Here is a 21,855-nt window from a genome sequence, read left to right as displayed (position 1 = left end):
CGCGGTCGCCGAGAAGCTAACCCGGCCACCTCGTTAGCCGAGGCCACGGGCCGGGTACCGAGGGGCGGTGGCGGTTGTGGAGAAAGTGATCGAGGCCCCGGCCCGGCAGGTGTGGGCGGTGCTCGCGGACGGATGGACCTACAGCGACTGGGTGGTGGGCACCGCCCACATGCGCAACGTGGACGAGGACTGGCCCCGGGTGGGTACCCGGCTGTACCACCGCGCGGGCCCCTGGCCGTTCTCCCTGGAGGACTGTTCGACCGTGCTGGCCTGCGAACCGGAGCGCAAGCTCATGCTCCGCGTCCAGCTCTGGCCGGCCGGGGAGGCGGTCGTGGTCTTCACCCTGGAGCCCGTCGGCACGGACGCGACCCGGGTGCTGCTCGCGGAGGACTTCGCCGCCGGTCCACTGCGCTGGATCCGCACCAAAATCAACGATCTGGTGCTGCACCTGCGCAACGAGGAAACCCTGGACCGGCTCTCCGACATCGCCCGCCGGCAGAAGGCACCGGACTGATCGTGGCACTGCGCCGGGGGAGCCATTTCACCCCGGAAGGGACAAGTAGCTACGCTCTCGGGGAACCCTGTCCGCAGACCGAGGATGTCCCCCATGATCGAACCCGTCCAGTTGCCCTCGCCGTGGCGGGACGTGCGCCTGACCGTCGTGGTCCCGACCTACAACGAGGCGGGCAACCTGCCGGTGCTGGTCGAGCGTCTCCTCGCGCTGCCACTGCCCGGTCTGAAGGTGCTGGTCGCCGACGACAACTCCCCCGACGGCACCGGTGAGGTCGCGGACAAGCTCGCCATAGAGCATCCGGAGCGGGTGGAGGTCGTGCACCGGCCGGGCAAGGAGGGTCTCGGCCGGGCGTACGTGGACGGGATCGGCCGGGCGCTCGACGGGGGCGCCGAGTACGTGGCCCAGATGGACGCCGACCTGTCCCACCCGCCGGAGGCGTTGCCGGGAATGCTCGGCGCCCTGCTGTCCACTCAGGCCGGCGTGGTCATCGGGTCACGCTACGTGCCGGGCGGCGAGCTGGACGAGAACTGGCCGCTGTACCGACGGGCGCTCAGTGGCTGGGCGAACCTGTACGTGCACACGCTGCTGCGGGTGCGGATCCGGGACCTCACCGCCGGATTCAAGATCTGGCGGGCCGACGCGCTGCGCGACATCGGACTGGAGCGGGTGCAGTCCAACGGCTACAGCTTCCAGGTCGAGATGCACTACCTGGCCACCAAGCTGGGGCACACCATTCTGGAGGTGCCGATCCGGTTCGAGGAGCGGCGCGACGGTGCCTCGAAGATGACCACCGCCACCAAGATCGAGAGTGCGCTGATGCCGTTCAAGCTCCGTACCCGGCACCGCAACATCGAGCCCTGACCGGTCGGAGCCGCCCGTTCACGCGTAGACGGCCCGGTGCGCCGTGGCCATCGCCCGTTGGTACCACCCACCGGTGAGGGCCCGGTCGCGGGCCAGGGCGGCCCGGGCGGCGTTCGCACCGGGTGCCCCGTGCACCCCGCCGCCGGGGTGTGCCGACGCGCTGGCCAGGAAGAGCCGGTCCACCGGGGTGTCGGCGCGGCCGAGGCCCGGTACCGGCCGCAGGAACAACTGCTGGTAGGGGGCGGCGGTGCCGCCGCCCAGCGCGCCGCCGACCAGGCTCGGGTTGGCCTCCTCCAGCTCGGCCGGGCCGGCCACATGCCGGCCCACCACCAGGCCGCGGAAGCCGGGGGCGGCGGCTTCCAGCACGGCCTCCATCCGCTCCACGTGGGCCATGATGTCGTCGGCTCGCCAGTGCCGACGAAACGGCAGATGAGTGTACGACCAGAGCGACTCGGTGCCCGGCGGCGAGTGGCTCGGATCCGCCACCGACATCTGCCCCACCAGCAGGAACGGATCCGGTGGCAGCTCGCCCAGGGCCAGCGTGGCGGCGTAGCCGGTCAGCCCGTTGAGGTCCGCCCCCAGGTGCACCGTGCCGACGGTGGCCAGGCTGCGGTTCGTCCAGGGCATCGGGGCGGACAGCGCCCAGTCCACCTTCAGCGTGGAACCGTCCCAGCGGAAGTGTTCCAGGTCGGCCACCAGCCGCGGCGGCACCACGGCGGGGCCGACGAGATCCAGGTACAGCGCGGGCGCGGGCACGTCGGCGAGCACGGCACGCCGGGCCCGCCAGTTGGTGCCGCCGACCGTACGTACGCCCACCGCCCGGCCCCGGGCGACGAGGACCCGGTCGACCCGGGCGCCGTAGAGGATCCGGCCGCCCCGCTCGGTCAGCCGGGCCACCAGCGCGTCGGTGATCTTCTGCGCACCGCCCTCCGGGACCGGCCAGCCGACCTGCTGCCCGAGCATGGCGAGCAGCCAGCCGTAGACGCCGGAGCCGGCCTCCTCGGTGGACAGGTCGGTGTGCAGGGCGCACCCGGCCAGCAACGCCGGCCCGCCGGCACCGGTGAACAGTTCCTCGCCGAGCCGGCTCGCCGGCAGCACCAGCCGCCGGGCCAGCCGCAGCGAGCCACCGACCCGTAGCCGGCGCAGCAGGCCGAGGCCGCCGCGTACCGGCGGGAACGGAGTGGTGATCAACTGCATCATCGGGTCGGCGACCTGCTGCCACTGCTCGTACGCGGTCAGCCAGCGCTCGCCGTCGCCGGGGGCGAAGGTCTCCAACGACGCGGCCGTGACGGCGGGATCGCGGTTGAGCACCGCAGCCCGGTCGTCGGGGAACAGGTGGGCCAGCACGTCGGGGGCGTGCCGCCAGGTGAGCCCGTACCGGGTCAGGTCGAGCCCGCGCAGCACCGGTGAGGCGAAGCCGAGCGGGTAGAACGAGCTGAAGAGGTCGCTGAGGTACCCGGGCGCGGTCACCTCCGCCGAGCGCACCGCCCCGCCGGGTACGCCGGTCGCCTCCAGCACCAGCACGTCCCACCCGGCGTCGGCGAGCAGGTTGGCGGCGACCAGGCCGTTGTGTCCGGCACCGACGATGACGGCGTCGGCCCGCTCGGCACCATGGGAACCTGGCGAAGTCATCCGGGGACGCTACCCCGAGTCGTGCGGCCGAAACGTTTGCCGCGGCCGGGCCCGGGCATGCAGCGCGCCATGTACACGGTCACGCAGCTCATCGGTGGGGTATGGGGTGCCGGCGGGGAGGCCGGCGAGTTGGTGGTGCACGATCCGGCTGACGGCCGGCAGGTGACCAGCGCGCCGGTCGCCACGGCCGATGAGGTGGACAAGGCGGTGGCGGCGGCACGGGGAATGGCGTCCGAATGGGCCGCGACGGCCCCGGCGGAGCGGGCCGCGGCACTGCACCGGATCGCCGACGCGGTCGCCGAGGCCGCCGACGACCTCGCCCACGCCACGACCGCGGAGATGGGCAAGCCTCTCGCGGACGCCCGGGGCGGCGTCGACGCGGGCATCGCCACCCTGCGGCAGTACGCCGAACTCGCGCCGGCCCGGGGTGGCCGCACCCTGCACGGCGATCCCGCCGCGATCGACTTCATGACGCCGCAGCCGCGTGGCGTGGTGGCCGCCGTCACGCCGTGGAACGACCCGGTCGCCGTGTCCTGCGGGCTGCTCGGTGCGGCCCTGGTCACCGGGAACGTGGTGCTGCACAAGCCCAGCGAGCGCACCCCGGCGACCGGGTGGCTGCTGGCCCGGGCGTTCGACAGCGCCCTGCCGGCCGGGGTGCTGTCGCTGCTCAGCGGCGACCCCACGACCGGCGCGGCGCTCGCCGCCGCCGAGGTGGACATGGTGGCGCACGTCGGGTCCAGCGCCACCGGCCGGGCGATCGCCACCGCCGCGGCCGGCACCGGCGCCAAGGTGCTGCTGGAGAACGGTGGCAGCGACCCGTTGATCGTCGACGCCGACGTCGACCCGATCTGGGCCGCCGGTGAGGCCGCCCTGGGCGCCTTCGCGAACGCGGGCCAGATCTGCGTCGCGGTGGAGCGGATCTACGCCCACCGCGACATCGCCGAGGACTTCGTGGCGGCGCTCGTCGAGCGGGCCGCCGCGCTGCGCGTCGGACCGGGACGGGACCCGGACACCCAGCTCGGCCCGCTTGTCGACAGACGCCATCGCGATCAGGTCCACGGTCAGGTCGTCGCGGCGGTGGCCGACGGCGCCCGGCTATGCGTCGGCGGCACCCTGCCGGACGGGCCGGGTGCCTTCTACCCGGCGACGGTGGTCGACAGGTGCCGCCACGACCTGGCGTTGATCCGCGAGGAGACGTTCGGTCCGGTCGCCGCCGTGGTGGTGGTCGACTCGTTCTCCGAGGCGCTGCGGTGCGCGGCCGACTCGCCGTACGGGCTGGCGGCGACGGTGCTGACCGGGTCGATGAGTCACGCCCAGCGGGCCTGGCGGGAGCTGCCGGTGGGCACCGTCAAGGTGAACGCGGTATTCGGTGGCGCGCCGGCCGGTGCCGCGCACCCGCGCCGGAGCAGTGGCCAGGGTTTCGGCTACGGGCCGGAGCTGCTCGACGAGTTCACCGCCACCAAGGCGGTCCACATCCAGGCGCCCGGCGGCGGCCACTGGTGAACCCGCTCCGGCCCGGCGTCCGGCGGAACCGGGCGAGGCCGGGGCGAGCCGCAGGGGCCCGTCCGGCGGGTACGCCGATCGGGCCCCTGTCGGACGGTGGGCCTGATCAGCCGCCGCGGGCCCGGCGGGTCTCCCGGTCGTTGGCCTTCTGGATGGCCTTGACCAGTTCCGGCTTGGTCATGCTCGACCGTCCCGGCACGTCCAGTTCGCGGGCCACCCGCATGAGGTGCTCCTTGGGGGCGTTCGCGTCCACCCCACCGGCGGTCGGTGCGCGCCGGGCCGGGCCACCACCGGCGGCCTGCTGGTCGCTGGGCCCCCTGCGGCCCTTCGGCTCCCAGTGGTCACCGACCTTCTCGAACTCGTGCTTGACGGCGGCGAACGCGGTGCGGTGCGCCCGCTCGCCCTCGCCGTAGGTCTCGACCGCGGAATCGTGTGTCTTCTCCCAGGTGCGCTGGGCCTTCTCCGGGGAGCGCCGCAGCGTGCTGGGCAGTACCTCGCGCCCGGGCATCTCGATCCTCCTTGCGTGTGCAAGCGATTCGAATTGCGTGTGCGAGCGATTCGGGTTGGCGTACCCGAAGAACCCGGCGGCAAACGCCGCAAGCGTTTGCCGCCGGACGGGGCCGGGTACCGGCGGGGCCATCGACGAGCCGTAGGTGCCCGGCGTGCCCCAGGGAGCAGTTATGACGACGACGAACCCCGACGCCCCGCCGGCCGACCCGCAGGTGCCCCGGCTGCCGGGGATCCGCCAGCTTCGCTGGCAGACCTGGCGCGGCGTGCTGGTCCGGGCCGGACGCAACTACCTGCGGGACAACTGCACGGACTGGGCCGCGGCTCTCACCTACTACGGGGTATTGGCGCTGTTCCCCGCCACGGTCGTGGTGGTGGCCCTGGTCGGTCTGGTCTCCGACGGGGAACGCACCGTCGACACCGTGCTCGACCTGGCTCGCGACGTGGGTGCCGGCTCGGTGGTGGCGAACGAGAGCTTCGTCGGTGTGGTCCGCGAGGTGGTGAGCCAGAACAGCTCCGCCGGGGTGCTGCTCAGCTTCGGTCTGCTCGGCGCGCTCTGGTCGGCCTCGAACTTCATCGCCTCGTTCACCCGGGCCTCGAATGCGATCTACGGGGTGGTCGAGGGACGGCCGGTGTGGAAGCTACGTCCGACGCAGATCGGGCTGGCCGCCGTGTCGCTGGTGCTGCTCGCCACCGTGGCCGCCGGTCTGATCGTCAGCGGCCCGGTCGCCGACGCGGTCGGTGACCTGGTGGGGGCCGGCGGCGCGGCGCGCACCGCGTGGGCGGTGGCCAAATGGCCGGCGCTGGCGTTGATCGCGATGCTGCTGATGTCGCTGCTGTTCTGGGTCGCGCCGAATGTGCGTCAGCCACGGTTCCGCTGGCTCACCCCGGGCGGGGTGGTGGCCCTGGCCACCTGGGCGCTCGGCTCCTTCGGCTTCGGGCTGTACGTGGCGAACTTCGGCTCGTACAGCACCACGTACGGCAGCCTCGGCGCGGTCATCGCGTTCCTGGTCTGGCTCTACCTGTCCAATTCCGCACTGATGCTCGGTGTCCAGATCAACGCCGAGCTCCAGCGGGGACGGATGATCCAGTCCGGCCAGGGGGACGCCGACGAGCCGGTCCTGCCACCCCGGTCACCGGCTGGTACGTGACCGCTCGCCGTGGTTTACCACCCGTCCCGTCGGGTAGCGCACAAGACATGGATCGCGGCAGCAGCAAGCACTCACCGAGGGTCGACGAGCAGATGAGCCAGGAGGTCAGCGGCCTCGTACAGGGGCCGGGGACCGGCGGCTCGCGGGTCGACGAGTTCCGCGTCCCGGAGCCTGCGGGCGAGGACCAGCCGGAGCCCACCACGGCGCCGGCCGGCGACCTGCGCAGCGGCTCTCCCCAGGGCATGACCTCCGAGGACGTCGAGGCACGTAGCCGGCTGGGGCGGTTCATCACGATGAGCGCCCTGCCCGGCGACCGAGCCGCGCTGCTCGCCAACGCGCGTGAGAACGAGGCCCCCGACGACGTAGTGGCCGCGTTGGAGCGCCTACCCGAGGGCACCCGGTACCAGACGGTGTCCGAGGTGTGGGCGGCGCTCGGCCACACCAACGAGACGACGCGCTGGTAGCTGGACCGGCCCGGTCCGCAAGCCCCACCGAGCGCAGGAGAGGATGCTGATGAGTGGCGTAACGGAGCATGTCGACGTGGCCGTCCCGGTGCGGACGGCGTACGACCAGTGGACCCAGTTCGAGGAGTTTCCGCAGTTCATGGAGGGTGTGCAGGAGATCCGCCAGATCTCCGACACGATGACCCACTGGACCGTCGAGATCGCCGGCGTCAAGCGGGAGTTCGACGCCGAGATCACCGAGCAGCTGCCCGACGAGCGGGTGGCGTGGCGGTCGACCGGCGGCACTCAGCACGCCGGGGTGGTCACCTTCCACCGACTGGACGAGAACAGCAGCCGGGTCAGCCTTCAGTTGGAGTTCGACCCGCACGGCGTCATCGAGCAGGCTGGCGACAAGCTCGGCGTGGTCGACCGCCGGGCAAAGGGCGACCTGCAACGGTTCAAGACGTTCATCGAGCGGCGCGGCCAGGAAACCGGCGCGTGGCGCGGGCAGGTCGACCGTCCCCAGCCCTGACTCCGCGAGGAGATCCTGTCGACGGCCGCCGGGTGGCACCCGGCGGCCGTCGCCGTGTACCGGGCCGTCCGCTCCGTCGCCGGGGATCCACCTGTGCGCGGCCGGCCCTGTCGTTTGCGACGAACGGCCCGGGGTACCGCGAAGACATGACCGACGACAGGGCGTGGCGCAACGAGGAACGACTCCCGCTGGAGGAACTGGACCGGGCCGTCGCCCGGTCCACGCTCGACGGGCAGGCCGACGACGTGACCGGCAACGACGCCGGAGAGGAAGCCGCCTTCGGGCACGGCCCCGAGGCGGCCGACCGGGGCGGCGAGGTGCCGGGCACCGGCCGTGAACCCACCGACCCCGACCGCGCCTACCGCCCCTCCACTACCGGACGTACCGGCCCGGACACCCTCTGACAACATCTCCGGGTACTTTCCGGGGTCCTGGCCGCGATCCGCGACGTGCCCGGAGCCCCACGTCGGCAGCCCGAAAAGCTCAGCCGAACGGTCGGTGAATTCGGACAGCTCCGGCAGAATCGGCCGTTCGGCTGACGGCAATGGGCGCGTCGCGCGCAAGACTTTCGGAATGCATCAGGGCTCCGGCTTCCTCTCCACGCGTCAGCGCCGCCTGGCATGGCTCGGCTTCCTGCTCGCCGCCGTGCAGGCGCCTGTCTCCGCCAGGCTGGTCGATGACAGCTCATGGCTGTTCAGCCTCTGCGTCGCGCTGATGGTGGCGACCGTGATCATCGCCGACGACGCCGCGCGTCGTCGCCCGGCGGACGTGCGTTCCACCGAGTAGGGGCCGCTCGAAGTCCTCGGCCAAGCCGAGGCGTCACGGTTCGCCGGTCGGGCGCGCCTCGTGGCCTGAACGCCCGTGCGTCCGGCGACGCTCCTTCATCTCCGCCTCGTAGAGGTGCCGTCGACCACCGACCAGTTGCTCGCGTGCCGACCGGTCCACGTCGCGGAACAACGCGTGGTAGCCGTCGTCGAAGTCCTCGACGATCTGGAACGTCCACCGGCCGGCGATGACGTTGCGGCCCACCAGTTCGTCGGCGATCCGGTCGGCGATCTCGGGGTGCCCGGCGTCGCGGAACATCCGTACCGCGTCGTCGAGCATCAGATCGGCGTGCCCGATGAGCTGGTGCAGCGAGTAGAGATGTCCACGAGCGCGTTCCACGCACTCCAGGGCCTCGCTCAGCTTGCCGAGGGCGGCCACCGTGTCGTCGCTCACGCCGGCCGGGCGTCGGTGCCGCTCGTCGGGTCCGTCGACGGTGTCCATCCGTACCTCCTGGTGCCGGTCATGCCGCGGCGTCCGGTTTCCGCCGCCCGCCGCGTCCGACTCGATCCCCTCGGACAGCCGGCGGGCACCGCCGGGGAGGCCGTGACCGTCCGAGCGGCCGAGGTCACGGCGCTGCGGGTTGGCTACATTCGTTCCCCATGCGCGTGTCGTCGAACCGGGTCACCTCCCCCACCGCCGTCGACTGGGCGCGGTCCAGCCTCGTCACGCTCGCCAACGCGGTGGGACTCGACGGACTCGCCGCGGCCACCCTCCGGCCGGGGTTGCTCGCTGCCGTCGACCAGCACGCCGCAGCGGTGCGTGACAGCCTGCACGGGGACCGGCGGCCGTTGACCGCCGCGGCCCTCGCCGGCTATGCCGACGGGTTGTGCGCCGCCGCGGAGGAGTACGGCTGGCAGCCGGCCGACGCCCCGATCGACTGGGCGGAGGCGGACTGGGTCATGCTGCGCCTGCTCGCGGTCTGCGCGCTGACCGGCGCGCTGGACACGCCGGCCCGCAACTGCCACCGCTGTGAGGGCGACGGGTGCCCGCCTCACGGCGGACACCCGTCTCAGAGCGACTGACAACGCGACCGACCGTCACGGACGGAACTGCTGCGTCTCGTCGCCGGCGTTGCCGGACTGGTAGGTGCCCCGTCCCCCGGCCATCGAGGACTCCGATCCCCGGGCGGCCGGCTGGGCGGCTCCGGTCCGGTCGGCCATCTGCCGCTGCATGTCGCCGCGACCGGCCTCGGCACCCTGCCGCTGCTCGCGGATCGCCCGCGACTCCTCGGCCGCTCTGGTGAGCCAGCCTTCCCAGCGGTTCTGCATCGGCCGCACCAGACCACCACCGACGCCGATGATCAGGATGCCCGCCACCGTGGCGAGCACCGCGATCAGCACGGGCTGGGTGACTGTGGTGGCGATACCCACCTGGTTGAGCGCCGCGATGACACCCAGCGCGATGATGAAGATCGCCGTCACGTCGGCCAGGAAGCGGCCGTACGACAGCCCGCCGAGCGCCCCGGTGACGAGATCCCGTACCGCGTTGGCGATCGCGGCGGCCACCACCACGATGATGATCGCCACGAAGGCCCGGGGCAGCCACGCCACCACGCCCGCGATCAGGTCGCTGATCGCGTTCGGTCCCCAGACGCCGAAGGCGAACTGAAGGGTGAACAGCAGCACCGCGTAGTACGCCAGCCTCGCCAGGATGTCACTGGCGTCGTACCGCGTCCGCTCCAGCGCACGCTTGATACCGCCCCGTTCGACCGCCCGGTCGAACCCCACCCGTTCCAGGACCGTGTCCACGATCTTGAGCACGGCTCTGGCGATGAGCCATCCGACCACGAGGATCGCGATGAACGCGATGGCCCGGGGCACGAACAGCAGCACCGACCTCCACATGTCGGCCGCGGCGTCACCGATGTTGACCTGCCTGGCCGCGAGGGTTTCCGGCATGACGTCCCTCCTGTCGCATGGATTGCCCCGCGCGCTTACCCCTTCCCCCGGCCAGCACGCCGCTCGGATCAGCCCCTTTTTCTGGACAGATCGCACCGGAGCGGCTCTGACCTGCCCTGATGTCCCGGCTCGACGCGCCCGGCTGATGATCGGGAACGGCGGTCGAGCGGGCGGACTAGGCTGCGTTCATGCCAGGAACGGTCGGGCGAGTACCCACGCCAGCAGGCCCGCTGCCGGGCGCGACGGTGCCGGGCGCGGCGGCTGTCGCCGGCCATCCCCGATGGGATGCCACCGCGCTCGGCCCGTACGAGTCGTGGGATCCGGCCGTCCGGGCGGCCGCCGAGGTGGTGCTCGCCTCGCCGGCCCCGATGGCCCTGCACCTGGGCGCGGAGTTGCTGCTGCTCTACAACGAGGCGTACGCCGACCTGATCGGCGACCGGCATCCGAACGCCATGGGGCGGCCCGCCGCTGAGGTTTTCGCCGGGGTCTGGCAGCGTCCCGGGGTCGGTGACGTCATCGAGCACGCCTATCGCACCGGGACCCCCCTCCTGGACAAGGAGATCCCACTTCCGCTGCACCGTGCCTCGGCCGCACTCGAACAGCCCGTCTACACCCGGGCCTGCTCCCCCGTACGCGACAGCCAGGGCCGGGTCGTCGGCGTCCTGTCCGTGGTGGCCGAGACCAGCCCGGCCACCCGGCAGTTGCAGGGCCTCAGCGATTTCGCCGCAGCGCTCTCCGGCACCCTCACCCTGGACGACGTGGCACGGGTCGCGCTGCGCTACGCGATCACCTCGTTCGACGCCGACCGGGTCTCCTTCGCGGTGGACGACGGGGGCGGTGGCACCGGATGGCGGATGGTCCGGCGGGTCCGGGGCGAGTTGGTGGACGAGGCGGACGAGCGGCTGCCCCCGCTGTGGCGGCGTGGCCCGGCCGGCTGGTCGGCCCCGGCGGTGGTCAGTGCCCGCAGCGGACAGGCCACCTTCATCGATGACGGCCAGCCGCTGCACGAGATCGCGGCGGACCGGCACGACCAGAAGATCCGCGCCCTGGCGGCGGTACCGTTGCGGGCCTCGGTGGTCAGGGGTGGGCTGACCGTCGGCTACCACTCCCCGCACCCGTGGTCCGCCGCGGAGCGGGCACTGCTGGCGGCCTCGGCCGAACTGGTCGGGCAGGCCACCGAGCGGGCCCGCCGCTTCGAGACCCAGCACGGCACCGCCCAGTTGCTGCAACGCAGCATGCTGCCGGAAAATCTGCCGGTCCTGCCCCGGCTGCGGATCGCCGCGCGGTACGACCCGGGCGTGGACGGCAACGCCGCGGGCGGGGACTTCTACGACGCGTTCGTGCTGCCCACCGGCGAATTGGGTGTGGTGCTCGGCGACGTCGCCGGACACGACGTGCAGGCCGCCGCCCGGATGGGCCAGGTCCGCGCCGCGCTGCGGGCGCTGGCGCTCAACGACCCCCGCCCGGACCGGGTGCTCGCCGGGCTCGACCGCCTGGTGGGCAGCCTCGGCGCCGAGGCCGGCACGTTCGAGCTGTTCGTCACCGTGGCGTTCGGCGTCATCGACGTCGGCCGGGAGGAACTGACCCTGGCCAGCGCCGGGCATCCGGCGCCGCTGGTGCGCCGCTGTGCACCGTCGGGCGAGCCGAGGGCCGAGTACGTCGACGTGCCCTCCGGTGCCCCGTTGGGGGTCGGCTACCACGCCGCGACGCACACCGTCGCATTCTCCCCCGGCGACACGCTGCTGCTGTTCAGCGACGGTGTGGTGGAACGACGACGGCATGGTTTGTCGGACGGCCTGGCCCGCCTGGCGGAGTCGGTGGCCGGGGCGCCCAGCGGCGACCCGAGGTCGCTGTGCGCGGTGGCTTCCGCGGCTGTGCCCGGCGCGACCGAGGACGACGTGGCGGTGCTCGCCGTCGAGTACGCGGTGCGTCCGAGCCGGTCGGCGCGGATGGAGGTGCCCGCCGAGCCGACCGCGCCGAGCCGGGTGCGGCACTGGATGACCGCCCAGCTCACCGAGTGGGAGGTCGCCGAGTCGGTGATCGGGGCGGCGGTGCTGTGCACAAGCGAGCTGACCACTAACGCGTTGCTGCACGCCGGCACGGCGGCCCGGGTCGAGGTCGACCTGAGCCCCGAGCGGCTGCTCGTGTCGGTGGCCGACTCGGGCTCCCGGGGCACCGTCACCCGGGCCCGCACCGAGACGCTGAGCAGCCGGGGGCGCGGACTGGGTCTGATCGAGGAGCTGAGCGACGCCTGGGGCACCGACCCCACCGTCCGCGGCTCGACTGTCTGGTTCGAGATCCTGCTCCCGCCCACCTGAGTACCCGGCCGAAGGCCCACTCCGTTGTCACGAACCGGCACGCCGTCACCCTGCTGAGAAATTCCCGGATTACCGGAGGCTCAGCGGGGGCACGTTCTGCGCCGCCCGTCCTTGAGTGGCGGCGGCGCGAGAGGCGGTCGGGTGGAAACGTTCGACGTTGCGTTCGCGGTGCTGGGTGTGGCGGCGCTGCTCGCCGGCATCCTGCCGCGGTTGCTGGAGCAGCGGCCGCTGTCGATGCCGTTGGCATTCCTCGGCCTCGGGATGCTGATCTACGCGCTGCCCACCAGCCTGCCCCTGCCCGATCCCCTGGCCCATCGGGAACTCGCCACCCATCTGACCGAGATCTGCGTGATCGTCGCGTTGATGGGCGCCGGGCTGAAGATCGACCGACAGTTGAGTTGGAAGCGCTGGTCGTCGACGTGGCGGCTGCTGGCCGTGGCGATGCCGCTGTGCATCGTCGCCGTCGCACTGCTCGGGTGGTGGTGGGCCGGCCTGGTGCCGGCCAGCGCGTTGCTGCTCGGCGCGGCACTGGCGCCCACCGATCCGGTCCTGGCCAGTGACGTCCAGGTCGGCGAGCCCAACGCCGATTCGGATGCCGAGGACGAGGTCCGGTTCGCGCTCACCTCGGAGGCGGGGCTGAACGACGGTCTGGCGTTCCCGTTCGTCTACGCGGCGATCGCGATCGCGAGCAGCGGTCTCGCCCCCGGTGACTGGCTGGTCCGCTGGATCACCGTCGATCTGCTCTACAAGGTCGGGGCGGGGGCCGTCGGTGGGCTCGTGATCGGCTGACTGCTCGGCAAACTCTTCTTCCGGGCGCCCAGCGAGTTGCGGTTGGCCCGGCACGCGGAGGGGTTCCTGGCGCTGGCTGCCACCTTCCTGGCGTACGGGTTGGTGGAGGTGGCCGGCGGCTACGGCTTCCTGGCGGTCTTCGTGGCGGCACGCGCCATCCGGGCGGCGGAGCGGAGCCATGAGTATCACGCGGTGCTGCACGACTTCGCCGAGCAGGTGGAACGGCTGCTCACCGTGTTGATGCTGCTGTTGCTGGGCGGTGCGGTGATCGGTGGGCTGCTGACTGCGCTGACCTGGCCCGCCGCACTTGCCGGTCTGGCTCTGGTGTTCCTGATCCGACCGTTGATCGGCTGGCTGGCTCTGCGCGGCGCGCCCGGACGGCCAGCGGAGCACTGGGTGATCGCCACCTTCGGCATCCGGGGCATCGGCTCCTTCTACTACCTGGCCTACGCCACCACGAAAGCGGACTTCCCCCAGGCGGAACTCCTCTGGGCCACCACCGCCCTGGTGGTGATCGTCTCCGTGGTGACGCACGGCATCGCGGCGACCCCGGTCATGCGACTGCTGGACGCCGCTGGTCAGCGCACCAGGACAGCGGCCCCGGATGCCCGTTCGACGGCCGTCGCGGCCTGAGCGACAAACCGGCGGCGGCCACTCGGTACGTCAGGTCAGCCGGCGGGCCAGGGCCCGGCCGAGGTCACGGCCGGAGCGCCAGGCGGTCTGTACCCGGGGCTTGCCGAACGCGTCGCCGGCCAGCCCGATGCTGTCGTCGTCGAGGTGGAAGCCGGTGTCCGGGCCACCACCGTCAGCCGGCTTGGCGTACGTCCACCGGTGCACGTGCACCTGCTCGGCCCGGTCGGCCAGGGCGAGCAGGTCGCGTACGGCCGCCTCGATCTCCGGCGCGGCTGCGGTGGGTTGCGCCAGGTGCCCGGCGGCGAACTCGTCCGTGGTGTGGGCGACCAGGACCGCGGCACCGTCGCCGCGCCGGTCGCCGTCGTCGCAGACCAGGCTGAGCAGTGGATGGTCGTTGACGAACGCGCCCCGGAAGTCGGTCCACCGCCGGCTCGGGAACCGCAGCATCGCCGACAGTGTCGGCGACCACCGCTGCCGCCCCACGGCCTCGGTGGCCGCGACGAGTTCCGGGTCGAGCAGCAGCCCGGCCTGCGGCCCGGGCATCGCCAGCACCGCCGCCGCACACTCCTCGCCGTCCACTGTCGGTCCCGGTCCGACACCGAGCACCAGCCGGTTCACCACCACCGGCAGGTCCCGGGCGAGGTGTTCCACGAGCGAACGCAGTCCGCGCGGTGCCGCCCACCGCATCGGCCCGCGTACCTCGCGGCGGCCCCCACCGTCGTACGCGACGAAGGTGTCGGTCCATTCCCGGGCCAGGCCGGCGGCCTGCCAGCCGCGTACCACCTCGGCGAATTCGGGATCGCTCACGGTGAGGTAGGCCGCGCCGAGGTCGGCGGGGCGGCCGTCGAAGCGTCGACTGGCCATCCGACCGCCGGCCACCCGGCCCCGCTCCCGGATCTGAACCGGGATGCCGGCGTTCGCCAGCTCCCGAGCGCAGGCCACACCGGCGATACCGGCACCGATCACCACCACGCCGGACCGGTCACCACCCATCCCATGATCGTAGAGCGGCCGGCCGCCACGGGGCGACGTCGCGGCCCCCGCTGTCGCTCGATACTTCCGGAAGGTCTTCACAAGCCGGCAATCGGCCCGTACCTTGTCGGACATGTGGGAGCGCTTCCACGCACTTTCTTCGATGGGTACGAGGAGCAGACCATGAGAACCCGAAGCACGTTCGCTCTGGTCGGCGTCGTGGCGACGGCACTGACCGTGGCCGGCAGCGTCGGCGTGGGCGCGCTGCGTCCCGCGCCCGCCGCGGCCGCCGACTCCGCCTTCTACGTCGACCCGCAGACCAGCGCCGCCCGCTGGGTGGCGGCCAACCCGAACGACTCCAAGACCGCCGTGATCCGGGACCGGATCGCCAGCGTCCCCCAGCCCCGCTGGTACACCACCACGAACACCTCGACGGTACGCGCCGAGGTGGACTCCTTCGTCGGCGCCGCAGCCGCCGCCGGCAAGATCCCGATTCTGGTGGTCTACAACATCCCCAACCGTGACTGCAGCAACCACAGCGCGGGCGGTGCGCCGAACCACACGGCCTACCGGCAGTGGGTGGACCAGGTCGCCGCGGGTCTCGGCGGCCGCCCGGCCAGCATCATCCTGGAGCCCGACGTGCTCCCTATCATGACCAGCTGCATGAACGAGAGCCAGCAGGCTGAGGTGCGGGCCTCGATGGCGTACGCCGGCAAGGCCCTCAAGCGGGGTTCGTCGGCGGCGAAGGTCTACTTCGACATCGGCCACGGCGGCTGGCTCGCCGCCGGGGAGGCCGCCGCCCGGCTGAACGCCGCCGACATCTCCAACAGCGCCGACGGCATCTCGGTGAACGTGTCGAACTACCGCCGCACCGCCGACGAGGTCTCGTACGCCAAGCAGATCATCGCGGCGACCGGCAACTCCCGGTTGAAGGCGGTCGTCGACACCAGCCGCAACGGCAACGGTCCGGCCGGCTCCGAGTGGTGCGACCCGCCGGGACGCGCGATCGGCACCCCGAGCACCACAAACACCGGTGACTCCGCCATCGACGCGTTCCTCTGGGTGAAGCTGCCGGGCGAGGCGGACGGCTGCATCGCGGCAGCGGGTCAGTTCGTGCCGCAGCGGGCGTACGACCTGGCGATCGCGGCCGGCCCGGTGCCGACCACGGCGCCGCCGACGACCACGCCGCCGACCACCACCCCGCCCACCACCACGCCGCCCACCACCGCTCCGCCGACGACCACGCCGCCGACCACCAACCCGCCCGGCGGCGGCTGCTCGGTGACGTTCACCCCGAACACGTGGACCGGTGGCTTCACCGCCGAGATCCGGGTGACCAACCGCGGCGCGGCGCTGAGCAGCTGGAACCTCACCTTCAACGTCGCCTCCGGGGTACGGCTGAGCAACGGCTGGAACGGTGACTGGAGCCAGTCCGGCAACCAGATCACGGTCCGCAACGCCGCCTGGAACGGCAGCCTGCCCAGCGGCGGCACGCTCAGCGTCGGTTTCCAGGGCACCTACACCGGCAGCAGCCTGCCCGCGCCGAGCGGTTACAGCCTGAACGGCACCGCCTGCGCCTGATCGCCCGAACCGACCCGTGGGCCCTCGGCCACCGCCCGTACCGGCGGTGCCCGGGGGCCCACCCCGATGTCCCCTCGCTCGTTGTGCCGCTGAAGCCGTTCGGGTCGCCGGCCGCCCGGTCCGGGCCGGCGCGCGGCGGCGAGTCGGACGCCGCCGGGGTGTTACCGCCGCGCCGACGCGGGAAGGCGAACAGTTGACGAAGGAGGAGACCAATGACCACACAGTCGAACCCCGCGGCCTGGCAGCCGGGTGTGACCGGCGGCGGCACCCTCCCGTCGGGCCCCGGCGGCCGTCCCGCCGCTCCCAGTCGCGACGGCCACGGGCCGCAGACCGGGCCGCCGACCGTGACGATCGGCGCGTTCGAGGACTATCCGGCCGCCCAGCGGGTGGTGGACCACCTCGCCGACAACCGGTTCCCGGTGGAACGCACCGCCATCGTCGGCACCGACCTGACCCTGGTGGAGACCGTGCTGGGCCGGATGACCACCGCCCGGGCGGCGCTGGTCGGGGCCGGTACGGGGGCCTGGTTCGGTCTGTTCATCGGCCTGCTGTTCGGCATCTTCACCGTCGGGAACTGGGTGGCGGTGATCCTCGCCGGTCTGGTCATCGGTGCGGTCTGGGGTGCCGTCTTCGGTGCCGTGGCGCACGGGATGACGGGCGGGCAGCGTGACTTCACCTCCGCCAGTTCACTGCGCGCCAACCGGTACGCGGTCACCGTGGAGGCCGACGTGGCCGACCAGGCCCGTCAGCTGCTGGCCCGGCTCAACCTGGGTGGGCGCGCGGCGCAGCCGGCGGGCTGACCTCGCCGGCACCGCACCGCCCGGCTCAACCTGCGTGGGCGCGGCACAGCCGGCGGGCTGACCCCGCCGGCACCGCACCCAGGGCGGCCCCGCCACGCGTGGGGCCGCCCACTCGGCGCGGACGCGGGGGTCAGTCGCTGGCGAGCCTGGCGTGCAGGTGCTCGTCGTAGCGGCGGCCGTCGCCGTAGCGGTGCGACTGCCGCAGGGTGCCCTCGGCCGGAAAGCCGGCACGCTCGGCGACCCGGCAGGACGCGGGGTTGGCCACCGCGTGGCAGAGCTCGATCCGCTCCAGCCCGAGGTCGGTGAAGGCCCACCGGCTGAGCCGCACGACCGCCGCCGTGGCGACCCCGCGGCCACGAGCGGCGGCCACGGTCCAGTAGCCGATCGAGGCGTCGCCGGCGTGAATGCGGTGCAACGAGACCGAGCCGAGCAGGCGCTCCGGGTCGGTCGGGTCGACCGCCGCCAACGCCACGTGGCCGCCGCCGGACCAGTCGGCCCGCCACCGTAGCCAGCGCAGCGCGGCATCGAGGTCGAGCGGGTCACCCTGCGGGTTCCACTGCGCGATCGCCGGATCCTGCCAGGCATCCAGCACGGCGGGCGCGTCCGCCGCCCGCCAGGGACGCAGCAGCAGGCCAGGAGCGGTCAGTTCCACGGCCGCAGAGTCTCACACCACCCGTACCGGGCGCGCACCGGATTCCTCCCGAAGACCCGACCGGCCCATTTCCTTCAAAGCTTGACCACAGCTCCCGACGGCTCCCCTCACCGGCGACGATCACCACGACGGGAGCTTGTTGTTCAAATTTTGAATAAGTGCTACCTTGGCGGCGTGACCGAGAGCCTGGACCGCGACCGCCTGACCGCCTGGCGGACATACATCGAGGCCAGCCAGCGGTTGTTCACCCGGCTGGAGGACGACCTACGCGCCGCCAGCGGGCTCAGCTTCGCCGACTACCACGTGCTGGTGCTGCTCTCCGAGGTTCCAGGGCAACGACTGCGGATGGGCGAGCTGGCCGACCGCCTGGTCTTCTCACCCAGCCGGCTGACCTATCAGGTCTCCTCCATGCAGCGGCGGGGCCTGGTCGCCCGGCAACCCTGCCCGCAGGACGGGCGGGGCAGCGAGGCGGTGCTGACCGCCGCCGGGCTGCTGGCGCTGCGGGAGGCCGCACCGCACCACCTGCATTCCGTGCGTACCCATCTCGTGGACGACCTCGACGACGCCGAGGTCGCCTTCCTGACCAGGATCTTCACCCGGCTCGGCCGACGGCTGCGAGGGGCCGACGGCAACGACGCCACCCCCGGCGACAACTGAAGGAGCCCCGATGCCCGCCATCACCGTCGACAACGTCCTCGTCCTGCCCCGGCTGCCCCGGCTCGACGAGTCCACCGCGTTCCGGCCGGTTCGCCGGCTCACCACCGCGCCCAGCGGCTTCGAGGGCGAGGGTTTCCCGGTGCGCAAGGCCTTCGCCGGGGTGCCGATGAGCGAGCTGGACCCGTTCATCATGCTCGACCAGATGGGCGAGGTGGACTACGCCCCCGGCGAGCCGAAGGGAACCTCCTGGCACCCGCACCGGGGCTTCGAGACCGTCACCTACATCATCGACGGGATCTTCGACCACCAGGACAGCCACGGCGGCGGCGGCACGATCACCAACGGCGACACCCAGTGGATGACCGCCGGTAGCGGCCTGTTGCACATCGAGGCCCCGCCGGAGCACCTGGTCGTCAGCGGTGGGCTGTTCCACGGCACCCAGTTGTGGGTCAACCTGCCCCGGGCCGCCAAGATGAGCGCACCGAAGTACCAGGACATCCGAGGCAACCAGGCGGCGCTGCTCACCACCCCGGACGGCGGCGCGCTGATCCGGGTGATCGCCGGTGAGATCGCCGGCCACCAGGGGCCCGGTTCCACGTACACCCCGATCACCGTCACCCACGTGACGGTCGAGCCCGGGGCGCAGGTGGACCTGCCCTGGCGGTCCGACTTCAACGCGCTGGTGTACGTGCTCGGCGGTCGAGGCACGGTCGGCGCGAACGGGCGCAGCGTACGGACCGGGCAGCTCGCCGTGCACGGGCCGGGCGACGCGTTGCGGTTCAAGGCCAATGCCCGCCAGGACGGCCGTAACCCCACGCTGGACCTCTACATCATGGGCGGCCTGCCGATCCGGGAGCCGGTGGCGCACTACGGGCCGTTCGTGATGAACACCCGCGACGAGCTCATCCAGGCGTTCGAGGACTTCCAGGCCGGACGGCTCGGCGTGGTGCCGGCAGAACGACTGCCGCACACCGGCGGCCAGGGCGAGCGTCCCTGATCAACCACTGGGTGCAGGGCGGCTCCGGTTTCCGGGCCGCCCTGCTCAGGAGACGGCGAAGATGCCGGCCACGCCGAGCAGGACCATCACCAGTACGGTCAACAGCGCCCCCCGCTCGCCCTCAACCGCCTGCTCGCGGTGGTCGGTCGCGGAGTTCGTCGGCTCGCCGGACATGCTTCGGCTCCTCGCTGCTCGGGGTGGGGGTCGGTCGCTGTCAGCCGGCAGCTCACCGGCGTGCGAGCCCGACCCTGGGTTCGTATCGTGAGGACGTGAACGACCTCTCCGAGGGCGGGAGCGTGCCGCTGCAGGACTGGTTCCTCACCGCACCGGAACGCGCCAACCCGGTCTCTGAGTTACCCGTCTGGACCAGTGGAAACCTCGCCGAGCCGCTGATTCACGGTGCCGCGTACTTCGACCGTCTCGTCTCCGAGGTGGAGGAGCTGGGTGCCGGCGACCACCTTTTCTTCGCCGACTGGCGGGGCGACCCGGACGAGCGCCTACGTCCGGACGGACCGACGGTTTCCCAGCTGTTCGCCCGCGCCGCCCAGCGCGGCGTGGTCGTCAAGGGTCTGATCTGGCGCTCACACCTCGACGTGCTGTCCTACAGCCACCAGGAGAACCGCAACCTCAGCGAGGCGGTTTCCGCCGCCGGCGGTGAGGTGCTGCTCGACCAGCGGGTCCGGCGAGGTGGATCACACCACCAGAAGCTGGTGGTGCTGCGCCGTCCGGCCGCCCCCGGCAGGGACATCGCCTTCGTCGGCGGCATCGACCTGTGCCACAGCCGTCGCGACGACGGCGCGCACCACGGCGACCCGCAGGCGGTACGGATGGCGGCCGCCTACGGTGACCACCCGCCCTGGCACGACGTGCAGCTCGCGCTGCGCGGGCCGGTGGTGGGCGCGCTGGACACCACGTTCCGCGAGCGCTGGACCGACCCGATGCCGCTGGACTCGGAAAACCCGCTTGCCTATCTGCGCGACCGGCTCCGCGGCAGCGACCTCACGCCCGGGAAGTTGCCGGACCAACCGGCCGATCCACCGGCCTGCGGGCCGCACCACGTTCAGGTGCTGCGCACCTACCCGGCGGTCCGGCCCCGGTACGCGTTCGCCCCGGACGGCGAGCGCACGGTCGCCCGGGGCTACACCAAGTCGGTACGCCGGGCCCGTCGACTGATCTACCTGGAGGACCAGTACCTCTGGTCCACCGAGGTCGCGGATCTCTTCGCCGCAGCGCTGCGCGACAATCCGGAGCTGCACCTGGTCGCGGTGGTACCGCGCCATCCCGACGTGGACGGGCGGTTCGCACTGCCGCCGAACACTGTCGGTCGCGAGCAGGCGCTGGCCCTGTGCGAGCGGGCGGCGTCGGGGCGGGTGCACGTCTTCGACGTGGAGAACCAGACCGGCACCCCGGTCTACGTGCACGCCAAGGTGTGCGTGGTCGACGACGTATGGGCCAGTGTCGGCAGTGACAACTTCAACCGGCGGTCCTGGACCCACGACAGCGAACTGTCCTGCGCGGTGCTGGACGACACCCCGGACGAACGGCACCCGCTCGATCCGGCCGGCCGGGGCGACAGGGCGCGGCGGTTCGCCCGGGAGCTACGGCTGCGGCTGCTCCGCGAGCACCTGGACCGCGACCCGGGCGGCGGCGACGACGCCGACCTGATCGACCCGGACGACGCGGTCGCCGCGATCACCGCCGCTGCCGAGGCGTTGCAACGCTGGTACGACGGCGGACAGCTGGGACCGCGCCCACCCGGCCGGTTGCGACCGCACCGATCACGGCGGCTGCCCTGGTGGACCCGGGCCTGGGCGCTGCCCGCGTACCGCCTGGTCTACGACCCCGACGGCAGGCCGCTGCGCGCCCGCCGGTCCGGCACCTGGTAGCCCGGCTCCAACTCGCCGAGCACCGTCAGCCCACCGGGGTACGCGAACGAGGAGCGCGGCGAGTAGTAGCCCCAGGCGATGGTGAGCGGGTTCTCCGGGCGCAACGCGTACACCGGGTGGTCCGGATCGAGGAACTCGACCGATTCGATCTCGAACGAGGTGGACGGTTCGGCGACCACCGCGTAGATGCTGCTGACCAGCTGACCGTGCAACTCGGTGAGGTAGCGGTGGTGGCCGTTGTGCACGGCGTGCCCGGTGTCCCCGACCCGCACCTGGGCCCGGATCACCGGGTCGCCCGCGATGCTGGTCTCGGTGACGATCGTGTCGCCGTGCGCGGTGATGCTGGTGCGGCCGGGCACGGCCGGCGCGCCCCGGGCCAGGGCGTAGCCGCGTACCCGCTCGCTACAGGTGACGTAGTGGGTCCACCAGCCGCCCGGGGTCACCCCGTCCGGGGCGTCCATCCCGACGAGCGTGACGCCGAGGTAGGTCAGCGAGTAGGAGCCGAAGCCGGAGGTCTGGCTCGCGTCGTCCACCACGTACTGGTTCATGAAGACCTCCCCGTCCGGATGGGGCCGCAGCCCCGCGGGGACCAGCGCCGCCACCGCGTCCGGGTCTGCCGGCAGCCAGCTGAAGTACAGCGTCCGGCTGTTCACGACGAGGTGGGGAACGGCGGGGTCGAGCACGGCACCTCCGGATCAGGGATG

At 72.4% G+C, this 21,855-nt stretch carries 22 protein-coding genes and 2 pseudogenes; 16 read left to right on the top strand and 8 right to left on the bottom strand.

From position 1 onward, the window contains the following. Nucleotides 1–67: 67 nt before the first annotated feature. Together AB0I71_RS26510 and AB0I71_RS26505 are read left to right on the top strand one after the other, a co-directional pair. On the top strand, nt 68–514 hold the full coding sequence (locus AB0I71_RS26510) for an SRPBCC family protein (protein ID WP_357589044.1): 447 nt from the start codon (nt 68–70) through the stop codon (nt 512–514). Between the two features lie 93 nt (nt 515–607). After that, nucleotides 608–1,375 (top strand): polyprenol monophosphomannose synthase, encoded by a 768-nt coding sequence (locus AB0I71_RS26505; protein ID WP_357589042.1) that lies wholly within the window; start codon nt 608–610, stop codon nt 1,373–1,375. 18 nt (nt 1,376–1,393) lie between these two features. Here AB0I71_RS26505 and AB0I71_RS26500 read toward each other — a convergent pair whose 3' ends face one another. Next, nucleotides 1,394–3,007, bottom strand: coding sequence for an NAD(P)/FAD-dependent oxidoreductase (locus AB0I71_RS26500; RefSeq protein ID WP_357589040.1), 1,614 nt, complete (start codon nt 3,005–3,007; stop codon nt 1,394–1,396). A 69-nt stretch (nt 3,008–3,076) separates the two neighbouring features. Here AB0I71_RS26500 and AB0I71_RS26495 point away from each other — a divergent pair, with 69 nt between their 5' ends. Further along, complete coding sequence (locus tag AB0I71_RS26495; protein WP_357589038.1) at nt 3,077–4,510, top strand: aldehyde dehydrogenase family protein; 1,434 nt, start codon at nt 3,077–3,079, stop codon at nt 4,508–4,510. A gap of 106 nt (nt 4,511–4,616) precedes the next feature. Here AB0I71_RS26495 and AB0I71_RS26490 read toward each other — a convergent pair whose 3' ends face one another. Then, nucleotides 4,617–5,018: a ChaB family protein gene (locus AB0I71_RS26490; protein WP_357589035.1), complete on the bottom strand. Its 402-nt coding sequence runs from the start codon at nt 5,016–5,018 to the stop codon at nt 4,617–4,619. Between the two features lie 172 nt (nt 5,019–5,190). Between AB0I71_RS26490 and AB0I71_RS26485 the strand changes: the two genes are divergently transcribed. The 5 genes from AB0I71_RS26485 to AB0I71_RS26465 all read left to right on the top strand — a co-directional run bounded on the left by AB0I71_RS26485 (nt 5,191) and on the right by AB0I71_RS26465 (nt 7,929). After that, nucleotides 5,191–6,168, top strand: a complete 978-nt coding sequence (locus AB0I71_RS26485; protein WP_357589033.1) for a YihY/virulence factor BrkB family protein — start codon at nt 5,191–5,193, stop codon at nt 6,166–6,168. A gap of 47 nt (nt 6,169–6,215) precedes the next feature. After that, nucleotides 6,216–6,632, top strand: coding sequence for a DUF2795 domain-containing protein (locus AB0I71_RS26480; protein WP_357589031.1), 417 nt, complete (start codon nt 6,216–6,218; stop codon nt 6,630–6,632). A gap of 49 nt (nt 6,633–6,681) precedes the next feature. Further along, nucleotides 6,682–7,143, top strand: a complete 462-nt coding sequence (locus AB0I71_RS26475) for an SRPBCC family protein (protein ID WP_357589029.1) — start codon at nt 6,682–6,684, stop codon at nt 7,141–7,143. A 146-nt stretch (nt 7,144–7,289) separates the two neighbouring features. Further along, nucleotides 7,290–7,547 carry a hypothetical protein gene (locus tag AB0I71_RS26470; RefSeq protein WP_099846597.1) on the top strand — a complete coding sequence of 86 codons (258 nt, stop codon included), beginning with the start codon at nt 7,290–7,292 and terminating at the stop codon, nt 7,545–7,547. 94 nt (nt 7,548–7,641) lie between these two features. After that, nucleotides 7,642–7,929 (top strand): hypothetical protein, encoded by a 288-nt coding sequence (locus tag AB0I71_RS26465; RefSeq protein WP_357589027.1) that lies wholly within the window; start codon nt 7,642–7,644, stop codon nt 7,927–7,929. Between the two features lie 33 nt (nt 7,930–7,962). Here the strand turns inward: AB0I71_RS26465 and AB0I71_RS26460 are convergent, their stop codons facing one another. Next, nucleotides 7,963–8,409, bottom strand: a complete 447-nt coding sequence (locus tag AB0I71_RS26460; protein ID WP_357589025.1) for a hypothetical protein — start codon at nt 8,407–8,409, stop codon at nt 7,963–7,965. A 158-nt stretch (nt 8,410–8,567) separates the two neighbouring features. Here AB0I71_RS26460 and AB0I71_RS26455 point away from each other — a divergent pair. Beyond that, a pseudogene (locus tag AB0I71_RS26455) lies at nt 8,568–8,941 on the top strand (DUF6401 family natural product biosynthesis protein). Nucleotides 8,942–9,005: 64 nt separating this feature from the next. On the opposite strand, the gene AB0I71_RS26450 reads toward AB0I71_RS26455, so the two are convergent. Continuing rightward, nucleotides 9,006–9,866 (bottom strand): hypothetical protein, encoded by an 861-nt coding sequence (locus AB0I71_RS26450; RefSeq protein ID WP_357589023.1) that lies wholly within the window; start codon nt 9,864–9,866, stop codon nt 9,006–9,008. Nucleotides 9,867–10,054: 188 nt separating this feature from the next. Here AB0I71_RS26450 and AB0I71_RS26445 point away from each other — a divergent pair, with 188 nt between their 5' ends. Both AB0I71_RS26445 and AB0I71_RS26440 read left to right on the top strand, forming a co-directional pair. Beyond that, complete coding sequence (locus AB0I71_RS26445; protein WP_357589021.1) at nt 10,055–12,184, top strand: SpoIIE family protein phosphatase; 2,130 nt, start codon at nt 10,055–10,057, stop codon at nt 12,182–12,184. A gap of 141 nt (nt 12,185–12,325) precedes the next feature. Then, nucleotides 12,326–13,606, top strand: a pseudogene (locus AB0I71_RS26440) (cation:proton antiporter). Nucleotides 13,607–13,636: 30 nt separating this feature from the next. Here the strand turns inward: AB0I71_RS26440 and AB0I71_RS26435 are convergent. Continuing rightward, on the bottom strand, nt 13,637–14,599 hold the full coding sequence (locus AB0I71_RS26435) for an FAD-dependent oxidoreductase (RefSeq protein WP_357589019.1): 963 nt from the start codon (nt 14,597–14,599) through the stop codon (nt 13,637–13,639). A gap of 162 nt (nt 14,600–14,761) precedes the next feature. Here AB0I71_RS26435 and AB0I71_RS26430 point away from each other — a divergent pair, with 162 nt between their 5' ends. Together AB0I71_RS26430 and AB0I71_RS26425 are read left to right on the top strand one after the other, a co-directional pair. Beyond that, nucleotides 14,762–16,159 (top strand): glycoside hydrolase family 6 protein, encoded by a 1,398-nt coding sequence (locus AB0I71_RS26430; protein WP_357589017.1) that lies wholly within the window; start codon nt 14,762–14,764, stop codon nt 16,157–16,159. Between the two features lie 212 nt (nt 16,160–16,371). Further along, nucleotides 16,372–16,959, top strand: a complete 588-nt coding sequence (locus AB0I71_RS26425; protein WP_357589015.1) for a general stress protein — start codon at nt 16,372–16,374, stop codon at nt 16,957–16,959. Between the two features lie 130 nt (nt 16,960–17,089). Here the strand turns inward: AB0I71_RS26425 and AB0I71_RS26420 are convergent, their stop codons facing one another. Next, entirely contained in the window at nt 17,090–17,611 is a 522-nt protein-coding gene (locus AB0I71_RS26420; RefSeq protein WP_357589013.1) for a GNAT family N-acetyltransferase, read from the bottom strand. Nucleotides 17,612–17,785: 174 nt separating this feature from the next. Here AB0I71_RS26420 and AB0I71_RS26415 point away from each other — a divergent pair, with 174 nt between their 5' ends. Then, entirely contained in the window at nt 17,786–18,268 is a 483-nt protein-coding gene (locus AB0I71_RS26415) for a MarR family transcriptional regulator (protein ID WP_357589012.1), read from the top strand. A 10-nt stretch (nt 18,269–18,278) separates the two neighbouring features. Next, on the top strand, nt 18,279–19,265 hold the full coding sequence (locus AB0I71_RS26410; RefSeq protein ID WP_357589009.1) for a pirin family protein: 987 nt from the start codon (nt 18,279–18,281) through the stop codon (nt 19,263–19,265). A gap of 45 nt (nt 19,266–19,310) precedes the next feature. Here the strand turns inward: AB0I71_RS26410 and AB0I71_RS26405 are convergent, their stop codons facing one another. Then, nucleotides 19,311–19,439, bottom strand: coding sequence for a hypothetical protein (locus AB0I71_RS26405; protein WP_357589007.1), 129 nt, complete (start codon nt 19,437–19,439; stop codon nt 19,311–19,313). Nucleotides 19,440–19,561: 122 nt separating this feature from the next. On the opposite strand from AB0I71_RS26405, the gene AB0I71_RS26400 reads away from it, so the two are divergent. Continuing rightward, nucleotides 19,562–21,151, top strand: a complete 1,590-nt coding sequence (locus tag AB0I71_RS26400) for a phospholipase D-like domain-containing protein (protein WP_357589055.1) — start codon at nt 19,562–19,564, stop codon at nt 21,149–21,151. On the opposite strand, the gene AB0I71_RS26395 is transcribed toward AB0I71_RS26400, so the two are convergent. After that, nucleotides 21,100–21,834, bottom strand: coding sequence for a hypothetical protein (locus AB0I71_RS26395; RefSeq protein WP_357589005.1), 735 nt, complete (start codon nt 21,832–21,834; stop codon nt 21,100–21,102). The two genes, AB0I71_RS26400 and AB0I71_RS26395, sit on opposite strands and share 52 nt — an antisense overlap. Nucleotides 21,835–21,855: the final 21 nt, after the last annotated feature.

This window comes from Micromonospora sp. NPDC049891, assembly GCF_040660295.1.
In the GTDB taxonomy this organism is placed as follows: Bacteria; Actinomycetota; Actinomycetes; order Mycobacteriales; family Micromonosporaceae; genus Micromonospora.
Note: the sequence above shows the minus strand (reverse complement) of the source record. Positions and strands in the feature narration are given on the sequence as shown.

Excerpts from the sequence above, each read along its gene's own strand:
- AB0I71_RS26505 (WP_357589042.1), top strand. The coding sequence starts at position 608 with ATGATCGAACCCGTCCAGTTGCCCTCGCCGTGGCGGGACGTGCGCCTG.
- AB0I71_RS26500 (WP_357589040.1), bottom strand. The coding sequence starts at position 3,007 with ATGACTTCGCCAGGTTCCCATGGTGCCGAGCGGGCCGACGCCGTCATC.
- AB0I71_RS26495 (WP_357589038.1), top strand. The coding sequence starts at position 3,077 with ATGTACACGGTCACGCAGCTCATCGGTGGGGTATGGGGTGCCGGCGGG.
- AB0I71_RS26490 (WP_357589035.1), bottom strand. The coding sequence starts at position 5,018 with ATGCCCGGGCGCGAGGTACTGCCCAGCACGCTGCGGCGCTCCCCGGAG.
- AB0I71_RS26485 (WP_357589033.1), top strand. The coding sequence starts at position 5,191 with ATGACGACGACGAACCCCGACGCCCCGCCGGCCGACCCGCAGGTGCCC.
- AB0I71_RS26480 (WP_357589031.1), top strand. The coding sequence starts at position 6,216 with ATGGATCGCGGCAGCAGCAAGCACTCACCGAGGGTCGACGAGCAGATG.
- AB0I71_RS26475 (WP_357589029.1), top strand. The coding sequence starts at position 6,682 with ATGAGTGGCGTAACGGAGCATGTCGACGTGGCCGTCCCGGTGCGGACG.
- AB0I71_RS26470 (WP_099846597.1), top strand. The coding sequence starts at position 7,290 with ATGACCGACGACAGGGCGTGGCGCAACGAGGAACGACTCCCGCTGGAG.
- AB0I71_RS26460 (WP_357589025.1), bottom strand. The coding sequence starts at position 8,409 with ATGGACACCGTCGACGGACCCGACGAGCGGCACCGACGCCCGGCCGGC.
- AB0I71_RS26450 (WP_357589023.1), bottom strand. The coding sequence starts at position 9,866 with ATGCCGGAAACCCTCGCGGCCAGGCAGGTCAACATCGGTGACGCCGCG.
- AB0I71_RS26445 (WP_357589021.1), top strand. The coding sequence starts at position 10,055 with ATGCCAGGAACGGTCGGGCGAGTACCCACGCCAGCAGGCCCGCTGCCG.
- AB0I71_RS26435 (WP_357589019.1), bottom strand. The coding sequence starts at position 14,599 with ATGGGTGGTGACCGGTCCGGCGTGGTGGTGATCGGTGCCGGTATCGCC.
- AB0I71_RS26430 (WP_357589017.1), top strand. The coding sequence starts at position 14,762 with ATGAGAACCCGAAGCACGTTCGCTCTGGTCGGCGTCGTGGCGACGGCA.
- AB0I71_RS26425 (WP_357589015.1), top strand. The coding sequence starts at position 16,372 with ATGACCACACAGTCGAACCCCGCGGCCTGGCAGCCGGGTGTGACCGGC.
- AB0I71_RS26410 (WP_357589009.1), top strand. The coding sequence starts at position 18,279 with ATGCCCGCCATCACCGTCGACAACGTCCTCGTCCTGCCCCGGCTGCCC.
- AB0I71_RS26405 (WP_357589007.1), bottom strand. The coding sequence starts at position 19,439 with ATGTCCGGCGAGCCGACGAACTCCGCGACCGACCACCGCGAGCAGGCG.